This window comes from Pseudomonas sp. Ps21-P2, assembly GCF_039672565.1.
Classification (GTDB): Bacteria; Pseudomonadota; Gammaproteobacteria; order Pseudomonadales; family Pseudomonadaceae; genus Aquipseudomonas.
In genome coordinates this window covers 89048-104123 of the sequence record NZ_JBDFPL010000008.1, presented here as the reverse complement: position 1 = coordinate 104123, position 15076 = coordinate 89048, and the positions used below count along the sequence as shown (strand labels likewise).

At 60.1% G+C, this 15076-nt stretch carries 14 protein-coding genes; 7 read left to right on the top strand and 7 right to left on the bottom strand.

Going from position 1 to position 15076, the window contains the following annotated elements:
• Positions 1–143: 143 nt before the first annotated feature.
• From ABEH28_RS20255 to ggt, 4 genes are all read left to right on the top strand, one after another.
• Positions 144–1583 (top strand): coniferyl aldehyde dehydrogenase, encoded by a 1440-nt coding sequence (locus ABEH28_RS20255; protein WP_346630908.1) that lies wholly within the window; start codon positions 144–146, stop codon positions 1581–1583.
• A gap of 344 nt (positions 1584–1927) precedes the next feature.
• Positions 1928–2410: a pantetheine-phosphate adenylyltransferase gene (gene coaD, locus ABEH28_RS20250; protein ID WP_192172999.1), complete on the top strand. Its 483-nt coding sequence runs from the start codon at positions 1928–1930 to the stop codon at positions 2408–2410.
• A gap of 99 nt (positions 2411–2509) precedes the next feature.
• Positions 2510–2761 carry a YfhL family 4Fe-4S dicluster ferredoxin gene (locus tag ABEH28_RS20245; protein WP_065991092.1) on the top strand — a complete coding sequence of 84 codons (252 nt, stop codon included), beginning with the start codon at positions 2510–2512 and terminating at the stop codon, positions 2759–2761.
• A gap of 87 nt (positions 2762–2848) precedes the next feature.
• Positions 2849–4582 (top strand): gamma-glutamyltransferase, encoded by a 1734-nt coding sequence (gene ggt / locus ABEH28_RS20240; protein WP_346631027.1) that lies wholly within the window; start codon positions 2849–2851, stop codon positions 4580–4582.
• Here ggt and ABEH28_RS20235 read toward each other — a convergent pair.
• From ABEH28_RS20235 to ABEH28_RS20225, 3 genes are all read right to left on the bottom strand, one after another.
• A complete protein-coding gene (locus ABEH28_RS20235) occupies positions 4564–4899 on the bottom strand; it encodes a multidrug transporter (protein ID WP_192173001.1) in 336 nt (111 codons plus the stop codon). The genes ggt and ABEH28_RS20235 overlap by 19 nt on opposite strands.
• 165 nt (positions 4900–5064) lie before the next feature.
• The gene (gene mutM / locus ABEH28_RS20230) at positions 5065–5877 is read right to left on the bottom strand and encodes a bifunctional DNA-formamidopyrimidine glycosylase/DNA-(apurinic or apyrimidinic site) lyase (protein ID WP_192173002.1); all 813 of its coding nucleotides are present in this window, start codon (positions 5875–5877) and stop codon (positions 5065–5067) included.
• A 38-nt stretch (positions 5878–5915) separates the two neighbouring features.
• Positions 5916–6782 (bottom strand): HDOD domain-containing protein, encoded by an 867-nt coding sequence (locus ABEH28_RS20225; protein WP_192173003.1) that lies wholly within the window; start codon positions 6780–6782, stop codon positions 5916–5918.
• Positions 6783–6949: 167 nt separating this feature from the next.
• On the opposite strand from ABEH28_RS20225, the gene ABEH28_RS20220 reads away from it, so the two are divergent.
• Positions 6950–8146, top strand: coding sequence for a class I SAM-dependent rRNA methyltransferase (locus ABEH28_RS20220; RefSeq protein ID WP_192173004.1), 1197 nt, complete (start codon positions 6950–6952; stop codon positions 8144–8146).
• Between the two features lie 228 nt (positions 8147–8374).
• Here the strand turns inward: ABEH28_RS20220 and ABEH28_RS20215 are convergent, their stop codons facing one another.
• Complete coding sequence (locus ABEH28_RS20215; RefSeq protein WP_346630907.1) at positions 8375–8833, bottom strand: transposase; 459 nt, start codon at positions 8831–8833, stop codon at positions 8375–8377.
• Positions 8834–9304: 471 nt separating this feature from the next.
• Here ABEH28_RS20215 and ilvD point away from each other — a divergent pair, with 471 nt between their 5' ends.
• On the top strand, positions 9305–11152 hold the full coding sequence (gene ilvD / locus ABEH28_RS20210; RefSeq protein ID WP_282373373.1) for a dihydroxy-acid dehydratase: 1848 nt from the start codon (positions 9305–9307) through the stop codon (positions 11150–11152).
• Positions 11153–11296: 144 nt separating this feature from the next.
• Here ilvD and ABEH28_RS20205 read toward each other — a convergent pair whose 3' ends face one another.
• Positions 11297–11761, bottom strand: coding sequence for a DUF3429 domain-containing protein (locus ABEH28_RS20205; protein WP_346630906.1), 465 nt, complete (start codon positions 11759–11761; stop codon positions 11297–11299).
• Between the two features lie 143 nt (positions 11762–11904).
• Here ABEH28_RS20205 and ABEH28_RS20200 point away from each other — a divergent pair, with 143 nt between their 5' ends.
• Positions 11905–13173, top strand: coding sequence for a DASH family cryptochrome (locus ABEH28_RS20200; RefSeq protein ID WP_346630905.1), 1269 nt, complete (start codon positions 11905–11907; stop codon positions 13171–13173).
• A gap of 42 nt (positions 13174–13215) precedes the next feature.
• Here the strand turns inward: ABEH28_RS20200 and ABEH28_RS20195 are convergent, their stop codons facing one another.
• Positions 13216–14271, bottom strand: a complete 1056-nt coding sequence (locus ABEH28_RS20195; RefSeq protein WP_346630904.1) for a haloacid dehalogenase-like hydrolase — start codon at positions 14269–14271, stop codon at positions 13216–13218.
• Positions 14272–14488: 217 nt separating this feature from the next.
• Positions 14489–15001, bottom strand: coding sequence for a dihydrofolate reductase (locus tag ABEH28_RS20190; RefSeq protein WP_282373378.1), 513 nt, complete (start codon positions 14999–15001; stop codon positions 14489–14491).
• Between the last annotated feature and the right edge of the window lie 75 nt (positions 15002–15076).

Genomic DNA, 15076 nt, shown 5'->3' with positions numbered 1-15076 from the left:
ACTCCGTGTCAGGTGTTGCAGGGCGGCAGTTTAGTTTTAGCCGGGACAGTCTGGCGTGCGTCTGCGAGCGAATGCAAGGACCGTTGACTTCGTAGAGCAATGACTCTAAAAACCCCTGCATAACGTTAATAAGGACTGCTGCGATGCCCGTCGAATCCAAGCTTCTGCCCTATGCAGACGATGCCCCTCCCTTTCGCAGCAGCCTGGAGCAGGTATTCGACGAACAACGTCGCGCATTCGCCGCCAATCCGATGCCGACGCTGCAAGAACGCAAGCAATGGCTCGACCGCCTGCACGGGCTGCTCAGCACCGAGCGTCAGGCGATCATTGACGCGATCAGCGCTGATTTCAGCCACCGCAGCGCCGATGAAACGCTCCTCGCCGAGCTGATGCCCTGCCTGCACAACATCCGCCATGCCCAGCGTCATTTGAAGCAATGGATGCGGCCTTCCCGCCGAAGCGTCGGCTTGGCGTTCCAGCCCGCGAGCGCGAAAGTCGTTTACCAGCCGTTAGGCGTGATTGGCGTGGTGGTGCCGTGGAATTACCCGCTGTATCTGGCCATCGGGCCGCTGGTGGGCGCGTTGGCGTCGGGTAACCGCGTGATGCTCAAGCTCAGCGAATCCACGCCCGCCACCGGCGCTTTGCTAAAAAGCCTGCTGGCACGAGTGTTTGCGGAGGATCACGTCGGGGTTGTGCTGGGCGAGGCGGAGGTCGGCGCGGCCTTTTCGAGGTTACCGTTTGATCACTTATTGTTCACGGGCGCCACCAGCGTCGGGCGGCATGTCATGCGCGCGGCGGCGGAAAACCTCACGCCCGTGACGCTGGAGCTGGGCGGTAAATCCCCCGCCATCGTGTCCCGCGACATCCCGCTAAAGGACGCCGCCGAACGCATCGCTTTCGGCAAAACCCTCAACGCCGGACAAACCTGCGTAGCACCCGACTACGTGCTGGTGCCCAGGGACCGCGTTGACGAATTCGTTGAGTCCTACAAAGAAGCCGTCACGCGTTTTTATCCCACGCTGGCCGACAACCCGGACTACACCGCAATCATCAATCAGCGGCATGTCGCACGGCTGAATTCGTATCTCGCCGACGCGCAAACCAAGGGTGCCCGGGTGGTACAGCTGTTCGCCGAGGGGCAGGACCGCAGAATGCCGTTCAGCCTGATTCTGGATGTGAGCGACGACATGCTGATCATGCAGGACGAGATCTTCGGACCGCTGCTGCCGATCGTGCCCTATGACCAGATCGAGCACGCGTTCGCCTACATCAATCAACGCCCAAGGCCACTGGCGCTGTACTACTTCGGCTACGACCGACATGAACAGAACCGCGTGCTGGAGCAGACGCATTCGGGCGGCGTCTGCCTGAATGACACCCTGCTGCATGTCGCTCAGGACGACTTGCCTTTCGGCGGCATCGGCGCGTCGGGCATGGGCCATTACCACGGGCACGAAGGGTTTCTGACGTTCAGTCATGCCAAAGGCGTGCTGATCAAACAACGCTTCAACGCCGCACGCCTGATCTACCCGCCCTATGGAAAGGCGATCCAGAAATTGATTCAGCGACTGTTCGTGCGCTGATGCGTGTACGAATTCACACCGACACAACGCGCCCCGCAGGACTGGCTGTGGAACATTGTGGGACCGGCTTAGCCGGGACTGCATTTGGCGTCACACCGCAAATCTGTTGGCGCCCACACCGGCCTCTTCCCGGCTGAAGCCGGCCCCACTATGAGACCGCATGCAATCGGCGGGAATGGCTGTGGAACATTGTGGGGCCGGCTTAGCCGGGAATGCATTTAGCGTCACGCCGTAAACCCAAGGGTTATCACACCGGCAGGCCCACTCCAGACTTGCGCGACTTGGCCGGCTCAGCGTGCTGCGCTACCATCCAGTCCCCAACGAACTCCGACCAGGACGACGCGATGAACCGAGTGTTGTACCCCGGCACCTTCGACCCTATCACCAAGGGTCATGGCGATCTGGTCGAGCGCGCTTCGCGCCTGTTCGATCAAGTGGTCATTGCCGTCGCCGCCAGCCCCAAGAAAAATCCCCTGTTTCCGCTGGAGCAACGGGTTGCGCTTGCCCGCGAAGCGACCAAACACCTGCACAATGTGGAAGTCGTAGGATTCTCGACACTGCTGGCGCACTTCGCCCAGGAACAGAACGCCAACATCCTGCTGCGCGGCCTGCGCGCGGTGTCGGATTTCGAGTACGAATTTCAGCTCGCCAACATGAACAAGCAACTGGCCCCGGACATCGAAAGTCTTTTTCTTACGCCGTCCGAACGCTATTCGTTCATTTCATCTACGCTGGTCAGGGAAATCGCAGCGTTAGGTGGTGATATCACCAAATTCGTACACCCCGCCGTGGCCCAGGCGCTGAGCGAACGCTTCAAAAAAGCCTGAGGCCTTGCGTCGAGGCGAGGTGCATACCGAGCGCTAATGCGGCACAATCCGCCGCATTCGTTTTGATATGCCCCGGTGTCGACCGTGGCAGGAGTATCCATGTCCCTGATCATCACCGACGATTGCATCAACTGCGACGTCTGCGAACCCGAGTGCCCGAACGAAGCGATTTCCCAGGGTGAAGAGATCTACGTGATCAATCCCAACCTGTGCACCGAATGCGTGGGTCACTATGACGAGCCGCAGTGCCAGCAAGTCTGCCCTGTGGACTGCATCCCGCTGGATGAAAACCACGTGGAGAGCAAGGACGAGCTCATGGCCAAGTACAACCTGATCACAAGCAAGGCATAACCGAACGCATATCCTGTCGGCATACGTGCTTTCGCCGAAGACACTGGCTTAACGCCTGTTGAATTGAGCGAGATACGCATGATCTCTATGCTGGAACGGATACCTGTTTTGTCAGGCGCAGTGTTTCTGCTGTGCGTTTTTTCGGCCCAGGCCAGCCCCGATCACCCTGATCAGGCCGCCATTGCCAGTCCGCACCCCATTGCGACGGCCGCCGGTCAGGAAATCCTGGTCGACGGCGGCAACGCATTCGATGCCGCAATCGCCATCAGCGCGACCCTCGCCGTCGTGGAGCCCTACGGGTCGGGCCTCGGCGGCGGCGGGTTTTTCCTGCTGCGCCAATCCGGCGACCCCGTTCAGTATCAGTTTCTCGACGCGCGCGAAAAGGCGCCGCTCAAATCCAAACCCAAAATGTTCCACCGCAAAGGCATCCTCCAGCCGGACCTGTCCCTCAACGGACCTCTGGCGGCCGCGATTCCCGGGCTTCCCGCTGCGCTAGTCGAGCTCGCCGAACGCTATGGCCGATTGCCGCTTTCGATTTCACTCGCGCCGGCAATCCGGGTCGCCTATCGCGGTTTCAAAGTGGACAGTGTTTATCGCGAACGCGCCAGTTGGCGGCTGTTCGCGCTGCGTAATAACAAGGAAAGTGCGCGCCTGTTTCTGCGCAACAACGATGTGCCAAATCTGGGTGACGTCATCACCCAGCCGGAACTGGCGCAGACGCTGGAGCGCCTTGCCGACAATGGCCGCGCAGGGTTCTACAGCGGTCTGGTGGCGCAGGCGATGGTCAGCGGCGTTCGCCGCGCAGGGGGCATCTGGAATTACCACGATTTCGAAGAATATGAAGTCGTCACGCGCACGCCTCTGCGCGTTCAGATGGCCGATCAACGGGAGCTGATCAGCGCACCGCCGCCCTCGGCAGGTGGCATCGCTGTGGCGCAAAGCCTGTCCATGCTGCAACAGCTGCCGTGGCGGTCGTCAGGGAAAATCCAGCGGGCGCACTTGGTGATCGAGGCACTGCGCCGCGCTTACCGTGATCGCGTATTGCTGGGGGACCCTGACTTCGTGCCCAATCCGGTGGCTCAACTGCTCTCCCCCGACTACCTGCTGCAACTCACCACCAGCATCGACCCCCACCGCGCCACGCCCAACAACATCCTGCCACCCGCCCCGCGCTGGCGTGAGGGCGACAACACCAGCCATTTCGCCGTACTGGACAACGAAGGCAACGCCGTCACGGCGACACTCTCGCTGAATCTGCCCTTCGGCTCCGCGTTCACCGTGCCTGGCACCGGGATCATCCTCAACGATGAAATGGACGACTTTGCCATCGACCCCAAAGGCCAAAGCACCTCGGCGGCGGCAGGCGGTCACGCCAACGCCATTGAGCCGGGCAAGCGGCCCCTCTCCAGCATGAGCCCGAGTTTCATAGAAGGCCCGCAGTCCCTCGCAGCCTTCGGCACCCCGGGCGGCAGCCGTATCCCCAGCATGGTGCTGCTGTCGATACTGCAATACCTTGATGATCAGCCGATTGCCAACTGGGCATCAACGCCGCGCTATCACCACCAGTACACGCCGGATGTGGTCGAGTACGAGCCGGGGACTTTCACTGAGCAGGAACTGGCTGACCTGCGCGAGCGCGGTTACACGCTGAAAGAGACGGCGAAGGATTTTGGCAACCAGCAGGTGTTGTTGTGGCACAAGAACAGTGCCCGGGTTGAAGCGGCCAGTGATCCACGCGGCATCGGCGTTTCGACGATATTCAAACCCGATGGCGCGCTGAAGCTGATGCGCGCCTGCGCCGATCAGTCCTGCTTGCCGTAACCATCGCCGGTGCAACCCAGGCAGCGGACAAATGCCGCCTTGCCCGGATCCACGACAAGGGCCTTGCCGGTGCGGCCAATGCCGCCACCGGCGGCGGTAAACGGCAATGCAACCACAAACAACCCGGCGCCAATGACGGTGGCAACGATGAGAATCGGCCGCGCAATCAGCAGGTCGCCGATCATCGCGTAGGCAGGAGGACTTTCGATTTCGTAGACGGGATCACCACTGCCTGTCGCGTCCTGAGCCAGCGCAGGCGTGAATTGCAAGCCGAAGAACACGGCCAACGTGGCAGCAAGCATGCGAAACGGGCTCATGGCATGGTCCTTCAGGCTAAGGCAGATATGAAGCTGTTCACTATAAACAGGGCGCGGGCTTACGCAAGGGGCGGCGTGTCTCACTGACGACACACGCCCTGTAGGAGACGTCGGATAAACCCTGGCGACCAAGCGGCGGTCAGTACTTCCTGTCGCTGTCGGGAATTATTTCTGGCACTTCGGGCAGTAAACGCTGGCCCGCTGACCCAGCTTCACTTCTCGCAGCGTGGTCCCGCAGACCTTGCACGGCTGCTCGCCGCGGCCGTACGCGAACAGTTCCTGCTGGAAGTAGCCGGGCTGGCCGTCGCCGCCGATGAAATCCCGCAGCGTCGTCCCGCCTCGCTCGATGGCGGCGGCCAGGATGCGTTTGATTTCAATGGCCAGCTTTATATAGCGCGCCTTGGAAACACTCCCGGCGGTACGGCGCGGATCGATTCCGGCGGCAAACAGGGCTTCGGTCGCATAGATGTTGCCGACGCCCACCACGATTGCGTTGTCCATGATGAAAGGCTTGACTGCCATCGCCCGGCCGCGAGAAAGCTCGAACAGACGCAAACCATCGAACACCTCGGTCAGCGGTTCCGGCCCCAGGCGCGCGAGCAGCTCGTGGTTGAGCGGATCAAGGCTCCAGAGCATGGCGCCGAAACGACGGGGGTCGGTGTAGCGCAAGGCCAGGCCGGACTCGAGTTCGATGTCGACGTGCTCATGCTTGAGCGGCGGCAGACCGGCATCCACCAGGCGAAGATTGCCCGACATGCCGAGGTGGCTGATCAAGGTGCCGACCTCCGCCTGGATCAGCAGATACTTGGCGCGGCGCTCGACGGCCACGATTTTCTGCCCAGACAGGCGCACGTCGAGGTCTTCGGGGATCGGCCAGCGCAGGCGACGATCGCGCACGATCACCCGGCTGACGCGCTGGCCCACCAGATGCGGTGCGATGCCCCGACGAGTGGTTTCGACTTCAGGTAATTCAGGCATGGGGCCGCTCGATGAAGGGTGAGGTCAGGTGCGCAGGGTCAGTGCGCACTCAGCTCACGAATACTTTCTTTGAGGTTTTCGAAGTCATAGTCAGAGAAGCCGACGTAGTCGAGCACCAGAGGACCAATGCTGTTCCACTCGTGGTCGACGGGCTCGTTGCCCAGGACGCGGTGAGATTCGCACACATGCTCGGCCATTTTCAGCACGGCCAGCATGTTTTTCAGTGGCGCGTTGCGACCCGAGTCGTCCTGAAAAATCGCCAGCGCGTTGTGGTGATTGGCAATGGCGTTGCTCACATGTTCAGGCAAACGCCAGGACTTGGCGGTGAAATAACCGACAACGGCGTGGTTGGTGTTCAGCAGCCTGTTCTCGGTGTCGACGACGCGGCACTCGGCGGTGGCGTTGGAATACGCTTCTTCGAGCACGCTCATGTAATCGGGGAAACGCTTGATCATTAGCGGCACGCCGCAGTCATGAAACAGACCCAGCGCGTAGGATTCGTCCACGGTTTGTGAGCCGATGCGCTTGGCGATCGTCAGACTGGTCATCGCAACGTCCTGGGCGGTGTCCCAGAAACGGTTGAGCACGACGATGGTTTCGTCGCTCATCTCGCCCTTGATCGACTGCGCGTTGATCAGGTTGATGACCGAGCGACTGCCGAGCAGATTCACCGCCCGCTGAATCGAAGCGATTTTATTGCTCAGGCCGTAATGGCTGGAATTGACGATTTTCAGCAGCGCGCCGGAAAGCCCCGGATCCTGGGCGATCAACCGGGCGATGGCACCCAGGTCAGGGTCGGGCATGTACTGCTCCATCTGCAAATCCACCATGATTTGCGGCTGGGGCGGGACGCTGATGCCTTGTAACGCCTGCTGGATCTGCTCGGACGTAAGCTCTTGGGACATAACTTCACACTCGGGGTCAGGCCACGATTCTAACCCCTCGCGGCCATGGGTCGACAACTGGATGACGATTCAACGGATCCGACGGACAGCCAGACGGTAACAGAGCACGGCGCGCCCGCCAGCCGACTGACGCGCTATACTCCCGCTCTTTTTTCCGGAGCGACGTCATGTCCCTGCCTAGCTTGCGCCTCAAGCCCAACGCCGATCGCCGCCTGCGCGCCGGTCATTTGTGGGTCTACAGCAACGAAATCGACGTCGCTGCCACCCCGCTCAACGGCTTTGCTCCTGGCGCTCAAGCCATTCTCGAAGCCGCGGGTGGCAAGCCGCTGGGCATCGTCGCGATGAGCCCGCAAAACCTGATCTGCGCACGGTTGCTGTCCCGCGACGTCAAGCTGCCACTGGACAAGTCGCTGCTCGTTCATCGCCTGAACGTCTGCCTGTCGCTGCGCGAGCGTCTGTTCGACAAGCCGTTTTATCGCCTGGTCTATGGCGACTCCGACCTGCTGCCGGGTCTGGTTGTAGATCGTTTCGGCGACATTCTGGTGGTGCAGCTGGCGTCAGCCGCCATGGAGCAACTGAAACACGACGTGCTGGCTGCGCTGATTCAAGTGATCAAACCGAGCGGCATTCTGCTCAAGAACGACTCCGCCGCGCGCGACGCCGAAGGGCTGAACCGCTACGTTGAAACCGCGTTCGGCCTGGTGCCGGAGTGGGTCGCGCTGGAAGAGAACGGCGTGAAATTCGAAGCGCCGGTGATGGAAGGCCAGAAGACCGGCTGGTTCTACGACCATCGCATGAACCGCGCGCGCCTGGCGCCTTACGCCAAGGGCAAGCGTGTGCTGGACCTGTTCAGTTATATCGGCGGCTGGGGCATCCAGGCCGGTGCGTTCGGCGCCAGCGAAGTGTTCTGCGTGGATGCGTCTGCCTTTGCGCTGGACGGTGTAGAGCGTAACGCGGCGCTGAATGGCTTCGCGGAGAAGGTCACCTGCATCGAAGGCGACGTGTTTGAAGCGCTGAAGGAGCTGAAAGCCGCTGAAGAGCGTTTCGACGTGATCATCGCCGACCCGCCTGCGTTCATCAAACGCAAGAAAGACATGAAAAACGGCGAAGGCGCCTACCGCCGCCTGAACGAGCAAGCCATGCGCCTGCTCAGCAAGGACGGCATTCTGGTCAGCGCTTCCTGCTCGATGCACCTGCCGGAAGACGACCTGCAAAACATCCTGCTGACCAGCGCCCGCCATCTGGACCGCAACATCCAGCTGCTCGAGCGCGGAGGCCAGGGCCCGGACCACCCGGTCCACCCTGCGATCCCAGAGACCCGCTACATCAAAAGCATAACCTGCCGGTTGCTGCCGAACAGCTAAAGATTTTCGGCGTAATGAGCTGGCGCGCTCCTACAAGCAATCTGCAGAACCTTTAGGAGCGTGGCTTGTGCCGCGATCTGCCGGGACCGGGCAGCAAATCAGACGACAGTGATATGCCTGACGGAATGCATTACAGGATTACTGTCGCTTCGCAACAGATCGCGAGCAAGCTCACTCCTACATGTGATCCACGGTACCTGTAGGAGTGAGCTTGCTCGCGATTCTGCGTTAAAACCAACTCGCGTCCCAAAGCGGATAATCTCCAATTCGCTTCGCCAATCCAGCTCTCAATGGATTGGCGACGATGTATCTGGCCATCATCAAAAGATCGTCCTCCCGTCGTAATGCTCTATCGTGAAAACCTCTCTGCCAGACTTGCCTGTGCGTCCCTCGCGACTGATTGATTGCGCGAGCGCTTCGCGACTTCACACCCTGCAAAACCCGAGTTAATTCACCTCCCGTCAGTTCAAGCAACCAGTGGATGTGGTCGGGCATGATGACCCACGCTAACGAATCCGCAGCCCCCGAGGACTGAACAGCGCGGAACTCGTTTACAACCAAACGCCCCAGCTTCCAGTCGTTGAAAATCTGCTCCCGGTTTTGGGTGACCGATGTGACGAGGTAAATCCGTCCCGACTCCGAAAACCTCCCGTTTCTTAAACATTTTCCACGCGGTAATTCCGGCATCATTCGCTCCTGTTGGTGATTGCCGGAAAGGCTAGAACAGTGCCTGAGGGGTAACCGTCAAACAGAGATTCCGGATGTGTCTACAAGATCCTTATCGCGAGCAAGCTCACTCCTACAGGGGTTCCGCACCGGACCTTGCAATTGCGCCGGGACCATTGATCGCTCGAATCAGCGGGCATCTTTGTAGGAGTGAGCTTGCTCGCGATTGAGGTCGGATCCCCCACCGACCCGGTTGGCAATCAGACCGATGAATCCGCAGCCCCACTTCCCGCCATTCCCTCCCGCCCTCACAGGTGTAGAATCAGCGCTATTCATCGCCAGTCATCCCCGGCGGGTTTATGAGCTCAGGCTGGGCGTACGGTGATCCCGTACCGTTCGGTTTCTTCGCTGCATCCGGTCACTGCCTTTTGCACACGACGTCACTAGAAGCTCACTCCCTTCCTTATTCAGCCGATTAGCCGGAGTGTTCCAATGCCTGATTACCGTTCGAAAACGTCCACCCACGGCCGCAATATGGCCGGCGCCCGCGCCTTGTGGCGTGCCACGGGCATGAAGGACGACGACTTCAAGAAGCCGATCATCGCCATCGCCAACTCGTTCACCCAGTTCGTACCGGGCCATGTCCACTTGAAGGACATGGGTCAGCTGGTGGCGCGCGAGATCGAAAGAGCAGGCGGCGTCGCCAAGGAATTCAACACCATCGCGGTGGATGACGGCATCGCCATGGGCCATGACGGGATGCTGTATTCGCTGCCAAGCCGCGAGATCATTGCCGACTCGGTCGAGTACATGGTCAACGCCCACTGCGCCGATGCCATTGTCTGCATCTCCAACTGCGACAAGATCACCCCCGGCATGCTGATGGCTGCGTTGCGCCTGAACATCCCGGTGGTATTCGTTTCCGGCGGTCCGATGGAAGCCGGCAAGACCAAGCTCGCCAGCCACGGCCTGGACCTGGTTGACGCCATGGTCATTGCTGCCGACTCTACCGCGTCCGACGAAAAAGTCGCTGAATACGAGCGCAGCGCCTGCCCGACGTGCGGTTCGTGCTCCGGGATGTTCACCGCCAACTCGATGAACTGCCTGACCGAAGCCCTGGGCCTTGCACTGCCGGGCAACGGCTCGACGCTGGCGACCCACTCCGACCGCGAACAGCTGTTCCTGCAGGCCGGCCGCACCATCGTCGACCTGTGCAAAACCTATTACAAAGACAATGACGACTCGGTGCTGCCGCGCAACATCGCCAACTTCAAGGCCTTTGAAAACGCGATGACCCTCGACATCGCCATGGGCGGTTCGACCAACACCATCCTGCATTTGCTGGCCGCTGCCCAGGAAGCCGAGATTCCGTTCGACCTGCGCGACATCGATCGCCTGTCGCGCCGCGTGCCGCAACTGTGCAAGGTCGCGCCGAATATCCAGAAGTACCACATGGAAGACGTCCACCGCGCCGGCGGCATCTTCAGCATTCTGGGCTCGCTGGCCCGTGGCGGCCTGCTGCACACCGACCTGCCGACCGTGCACAGCAAATCCATGGAAGAAGCCATCGCCAAGTGGGACATCACCCAGACTGACGACGAAGCGGTGCATCACTTCTTCAAAGCGGGCCCTGCCGGTATTCCGACCCAGACGGCCTTCAGCCAGTCGACCCGTTGGGACACCCTGGACGACGACCGCGAGAACGGCTGCATCCGTAGCGTCGAGCACGCCTACTCTCAAGAAGGGGGCCTGGCCGTGCTGTACGGCAACATCGCGCTTGACGGCTGCGTGGTCAAAACTGCGGGTGTGGACGAGTCAATTCACGTGTTCGAAGGCAACGCCAAGATTTTCGAAAGCCAGGACAGCGCCGTTCGCGGCATTCTGGCGGACGAGGTGAAGGCCGGCGACATCGTGATCATCCGTTACGAAGGTCCGAAAGGCGGCCCGGGCATGCAGGAAATGCTGTACCCGACGTCGTACCTGAAGTCGAAAGGCCTGGGCAAAGACTGTGCGCTGCTGACCGACGGGCGTTTCTCGGGCGGGACCTCGGGCCTGTCCATCGGCCATGCTTCTCCTGAAGCCGCAGCCGGCGGCGCGATCGGTCTGGTTCGTGACGGCGATAAGGTGCTGATCGACATTCCGAATCGCTCGATCAACCTGATGATCGACGACGCGGAAATGGCCGAACGCCGCGCCGAGCAGGAAAAGAAAGGCTGGAAGCCGGTTGAGTCGCGCCCTCGCAAGGTGACCACCGCCCTCAAGGCCTACGCCCTGCTGGCGACCAGCGCCGACAAAGGTGCCGTGCGTGACAAGGCCCTGCTGGACAAGCTGGTGCCGTAAGCATCGCCCCGCACTGAAAAACACCCCGCCTGTCGGGGTGTTTTTTTGTCTGCCGGCCGCTTTAAAGAGGCAAGGCTCGACCATCCGTCGAACATCCACCCGGGCCCATCAATTTCGCCGGCAACAGATCCAGACACCGGCGGTTCATGAGCCGATGGCTACGGTGATCGCACCCAACAGCAGGCAAAGACTGGCGACCAACGTCAGACGCAGACGCATCGGCAAATACCAGGCGGGAAGTGTTGTCGCCTTCACCAGACGCCGGTCCTGCCAGTAATGCGTGACGAACCCGAAAATCAGCAGCAAAAGCCCCAGCGGTGCCGGCAATAGCAGAGCGGGCCAGGCGATCAGTGCCGGGATGACACTCCAGATGAACCGCTCGCGACATTGATCGGCACTCAACCCTTGCAGGGTCATGGCGAACCCCCAATGAAGCGCGCCCACAAAGCTCAGGATCACCGCCCCGTAGGCGACCAGCGCTTGCGTCAAGAAAGGGCGATATTCGACTGAAAAAAGAATCAGCAACAGCAGCCCAACGAACGGCAGCAACCCCCCATAGCCCAGCAGGGCGACATACCTTGGCGACGAAGACAGCGACAACGCTTTCATTTGAGCCCCTTCCAGTCATTTACTTGAAAGACTATCGCTCAAAAGCGCAATCCTGTTTAGCTTCTCTTCGCTCGAACGGAAAAAGGACCACGTCCTCAAACCAACTGATCAAGGCCTTGATCCCTAGACGCTGAGACCTTCATATGAATACGTTGATCTATTGGTTCCGTCAGGACCTGCGACTTGCCGACAACCCAGCGTTCAATCACGCATGTGAAATTGCTGACACGCTGCTGCCGGTTTACTGCACACCCGTGACGACTTCGTCGCCATGGGGATTCGAGCGCATCGGCGCCCACCGCCAGTATTTCGAGCAATCAGCGGTCAGCGCACTGGCCGAGCAATTGCGGGCTCACGGCAGTGGGTTGATGCAGGTCGAGGGTGATCCGGTTGAACGGCTTGTCGCCCTGGCCCACGAATGGGGTATCGATACGGTCATCTGCGAACGCATCGCGGCGCCGGAAGAGGAAGCACAGGTGCAGGGCCTTCGCGCAGCGGGATTGACCGTGGAAGATCACTGGCAGTCGACGCTGTTTTCGCTGGATAAGTTGCCGATGGCGGTCGAGGAGTTGCCCGACGTATTCAGCAGCTTTCGTCGTCTTGTGGAAAAAGCCCACACTTCTGCACGCCCCGTCATACCGTCGCCAACGACGATTCCTGCGCTGCCCCAAGGCTTGAGCATCAAGCCGGTCACGCTGCAGACGCCTCCCGCTTTGGACATCCGCTCGGCGTTTCCTTATCAAAACCAGACGTTCCAAGGCGGCGAGCAGGCGGCCATCGAACATCTGCAGCAGTATTTCCGTCGGGGTCTGGCGAACAGCTATAAAGCCACCCGCAACAACCTGAGTGCTGTGGACGACTCCACCAAGTTTTCGCCTTGGCTTGCACGGGGTTCGCTGTCAGCGCCGCAGATTGATAAGACGTTGAAGGCTTTCGAGGCCGAACACGGCGCCAACGACAGCACGTACTGGATATATTTCGAATTGCTCTGGCGTGATTACTTTCGCTTGCTGCATCTGAAATACGGCCGGTTTCTCTACCGCGCCAGCGGCCTGAAAGGTGGCAGCGAGCCGGGCCACGACCCACAGGGGTTCGCGCGCTGGTGTCGGGGTGAAACCGGAGAGGCGCTGATTGACGCTGGCATGCGGGAATTGGCAGCAACCGGCTACTTATCCAACCGAATGCGCCAGATCGTCGCCAGTTACCTGATTTTTGACCTCAAGGGCGATTGGCGCGCCGGGGCCGCCTGGTTCGAAGCGCAGCTGGTGGATTACGACGTCTACAGCAATCAGGGTAACTGGCTGTACATCACCGGCTACGGAACGGACCCCAGGGGCGGTCGGCGCTTTAACACCACGAAGCAAGCGGACGAACATGATGCCGACGGCGCATACCGCAGGTTATGGGCCTGACAGTGCGCGGCACGGCAAATCACCGTGCCGCGATGAGACGGCTTACTGAATCTCGTCCGGCTTGACGATTACCCAGTTCTTGTCCGCCGTGACCGGCAAGCCCTCTTTAGCCTGAGCCTCGGCGTTGGTCTTCATCATGCCGTTGAGCTGAGTCATGTACTTGTCCTTGCGATTGATCCACAGATGAACGCCGCCTTTGCTGACATCGACGCTGTGGAACAGCATGTAACCGTCGCTGGTAGGGGTGTCGCCGCCCACCAGCACCGGTTTTTTCCACTGATCAATGTAGGTCAAGATCGCGGCCTGCTTGCCGGCCATCCAGGTTGCCGGGGTCCACAGGTAAGGCGTCAGTTCCAGGCCGAGGTTGGCTTTCTCATCGTACTTGCCGGCGGTGATCTGCTTGCGCGCGGTCGTCAATTCGCCTGTCTCGCGGTTCTTCAGCAGCGTGGTCACGCCGATGACATTCTGCGGCTTCACGTTGTAGCCGTACTTGGGATCAGCAGCGACCATGCGCACCAGCTCTTCTGACGCTGCGGTCATCACATAGACCTCGATGCCGTTTTCCATCAGCTTGTTGTACAGCTCGGCCTGGCCGGTGAAGACCTTGGGCGGCTGCACTTCGATGGTCTTGACCACGTCGCCTTCGTAATACGTGCTTGGTACGGGTTTACCCGAGGCCATCAGCTCGTCGACGTAGCCTTTGAGTTCTTTGAGGGTGAAGCCGGAAAACACTTGCGCGACCCATGGATAACAGACCATGTCGTCGATTTCGCAAAGCCGGTAGTAATAGCTGAACAGGCTTTCCTTATGGTCAGCGGTGTCCTTGAACGGGATGAGCTTCAGAGAAGGATCGAGCGTGTCGCGGGTGATCAGCCCTTTGTTTTCCATGAACGGCAGCAGTGACTCTTCCAGATCGTAGCGGTAGCTGGTGTTGTCCATGTCGAAAACGGCGAAATTACCTTTGTTGGCGTTCGCCGCAATCATTGCGTTGAGCTGCTTGGCGGCAGTCGCAGGCCAGTGGGTCAGCTCGGTGGCGAGTGCCTGTCCGGCCAGGCCCATACACAGCGCGGTGGCCAATAATGTTGGTACGAATTTCATGGTGATCCCCTCCCCTTTTTTGGTTCGAGGAGGACCGTAACAAAAAGCCATGACTGTTTCGATGCGTCAGCGACAGCGTCCGTTCTCACCGCGTCACCTCAGGCGCCATTCGCGACAGATGACATGAAAACGACGTTTTTGTGACAGCGCTTGGGCTGCTCACTCCCACAGTTGATCGCATTCCCCTGTAGGAGTGAGCTTGCTCGCGATAGCGATATCAGGCCCGCTCCCAAACCTCGAAACTGTACGCAGGCTTGTCATCCAGCGCCGGGTTTGGCGTGTCGGAAACCAGTTTCCACTGCGCCAGATCGAATTCCGGAAACCACGCATCGCCTTCGGGACTCAACGCAACGCGGGTGAGGTACAGGCGGTCAGCGTGCTCAAGGGCTTGCCCGTAGAGCTGGGCGCCGCCGATCAGCATCACTTCGCTGACACCTTGCTCGCGTGCCCACTCTTCCGCGCGGTGCACCGCCGCGTCCAGAGAGGTAAATACTTCGGCGCCTTCAAGCTGCAAATCCTGCTGGCGCGTGACCACCAGATTCAACCGACCCGGCAGCGGACGGCCCAGGGAATCCCAGGTCTTGCGACCCATGATGATCGGCTTGCCCAGCGTGGTTGCCTTGAAATATTTGAAATCGCCCGGCAGGTGCCAGGGCATGGAATTGTCGACGCCGATGACCCGGTTTTCAGCGAGTGCGGCGATCAAGCTCAGGGGGAGATGTTTTTTCATGGCGCGAGGATATCAGAGGCCACCCCCGGATTCCTTCCCCGGAGTGCGAGCCGAATGACCATCGCCCGGAAGGAC

What these genes read in the sequence shown, in the direction of transcription:
- ggt (WP_346631027.1), top strand. Translation starts at nt 2,849, where the DNA reads ATGCTGGAACGGATACCTGTTTTGTCAGGCGCAGTGTTTCTGCTGTGC.
- ABEH28_RS20190 (WP_282373378.1), bottom strand. Translation starts at nt 15,001, where the DNA reads ATGAAAAAACATCTCCCCCTGAGCTTGATCGCCGCACTCGCTGAAAAC.
- ilvD (WP_282373373.1), top strand. Translation starts at nt 9,305, where the DNA reads ATGCCTGATTACCGTTCGAAAACGTCCACCCACGGCCGCAATATGGCC.
- ABEH28_RS20200 (WP_346630905.1), top strand. Translation starts at nt 11,905, where the DNA reads ATGAATACGTTGATCTATTGGTTCCGTCAGGACCTGCGACTTGCCGAC.
- ABEH28_RS20235 (WP_192173001.1), bottom strand. Translation starts at nt 4,899, where the DNA reads ATGAGCCCGTTTCGCATGCTTGCTGCCACGTTGGCCGTGTTCTTCGGC.
- ABEH28_RS20205 (WP_346630906.1), bottom strand. Translation starts at nt 11,761, where the DNA reads ATGAAAGCGTTGTCGCTGTCTTCGTCGCCAAGGTATGTCGCCCTGCTG.
- ABEH28_RS20215 (WP_346630907.1), bottom strand. Translation starts at nt 8,833, where the DNA reads ATGCCGGAATTACCGCGTGGAAAATGTTTAAGAAACGGGAGGTTTTCG.
- ABEH28_RS20225 (WP_192173003.1), bottom strand. Translation starts at nt 6,782, where the DNA reads ATGTCCCAAGAGCTTACGTCCGAGCAGATCCAGCAGGCGTTACAAGGC.
- ABEH28_RS20255 (WP_346630908.1), top strand. Translation starts at nt 144, where the DNA reads ATGCCCGTCGAATCCAAGCTTCTGCCCTATGCAGACGATGCCCCTCCC.
- ABEH28_RS20245 (WP_065991092.1), top strand. Translation starts at nt 2,510, where the DNA reads ATGTCCCTGATCATCACCGACGATTGCATCAACTGCGACGTCTGCGAA.
- coaD (WP_192172999.1), top strand. Translation starts at nt 1,928, where the DNA reads ATGAACCGAGTGTTGTACCCCGGCACCTTCGACCCTATCACCAAGGGT.
- ABEH28_RS20220 (WP_192173004.1), top strand. Translation starts at nt 6,950, where the DNA reads ATGTCCCTGCCTAGCTTGCGCCTCAAGCCCAACGCCGATCGCCGCCTG.
- mutM (WP_192173002.1), bottom strand. Translation starts at nt 5,877, where the DNA reads ATGCCTGAATTACCTGAAGTCGAAACCACTCGTCGGGGCATCGCACCG.
- ABEH28_RS20195 (WP_346630904.1), bottom strand. Translation starts at nt 14,271, where the DNA reads ATGAAATTCGTACCAACATTATTGGCCACCGCGCTGTGTATGGGCCTG.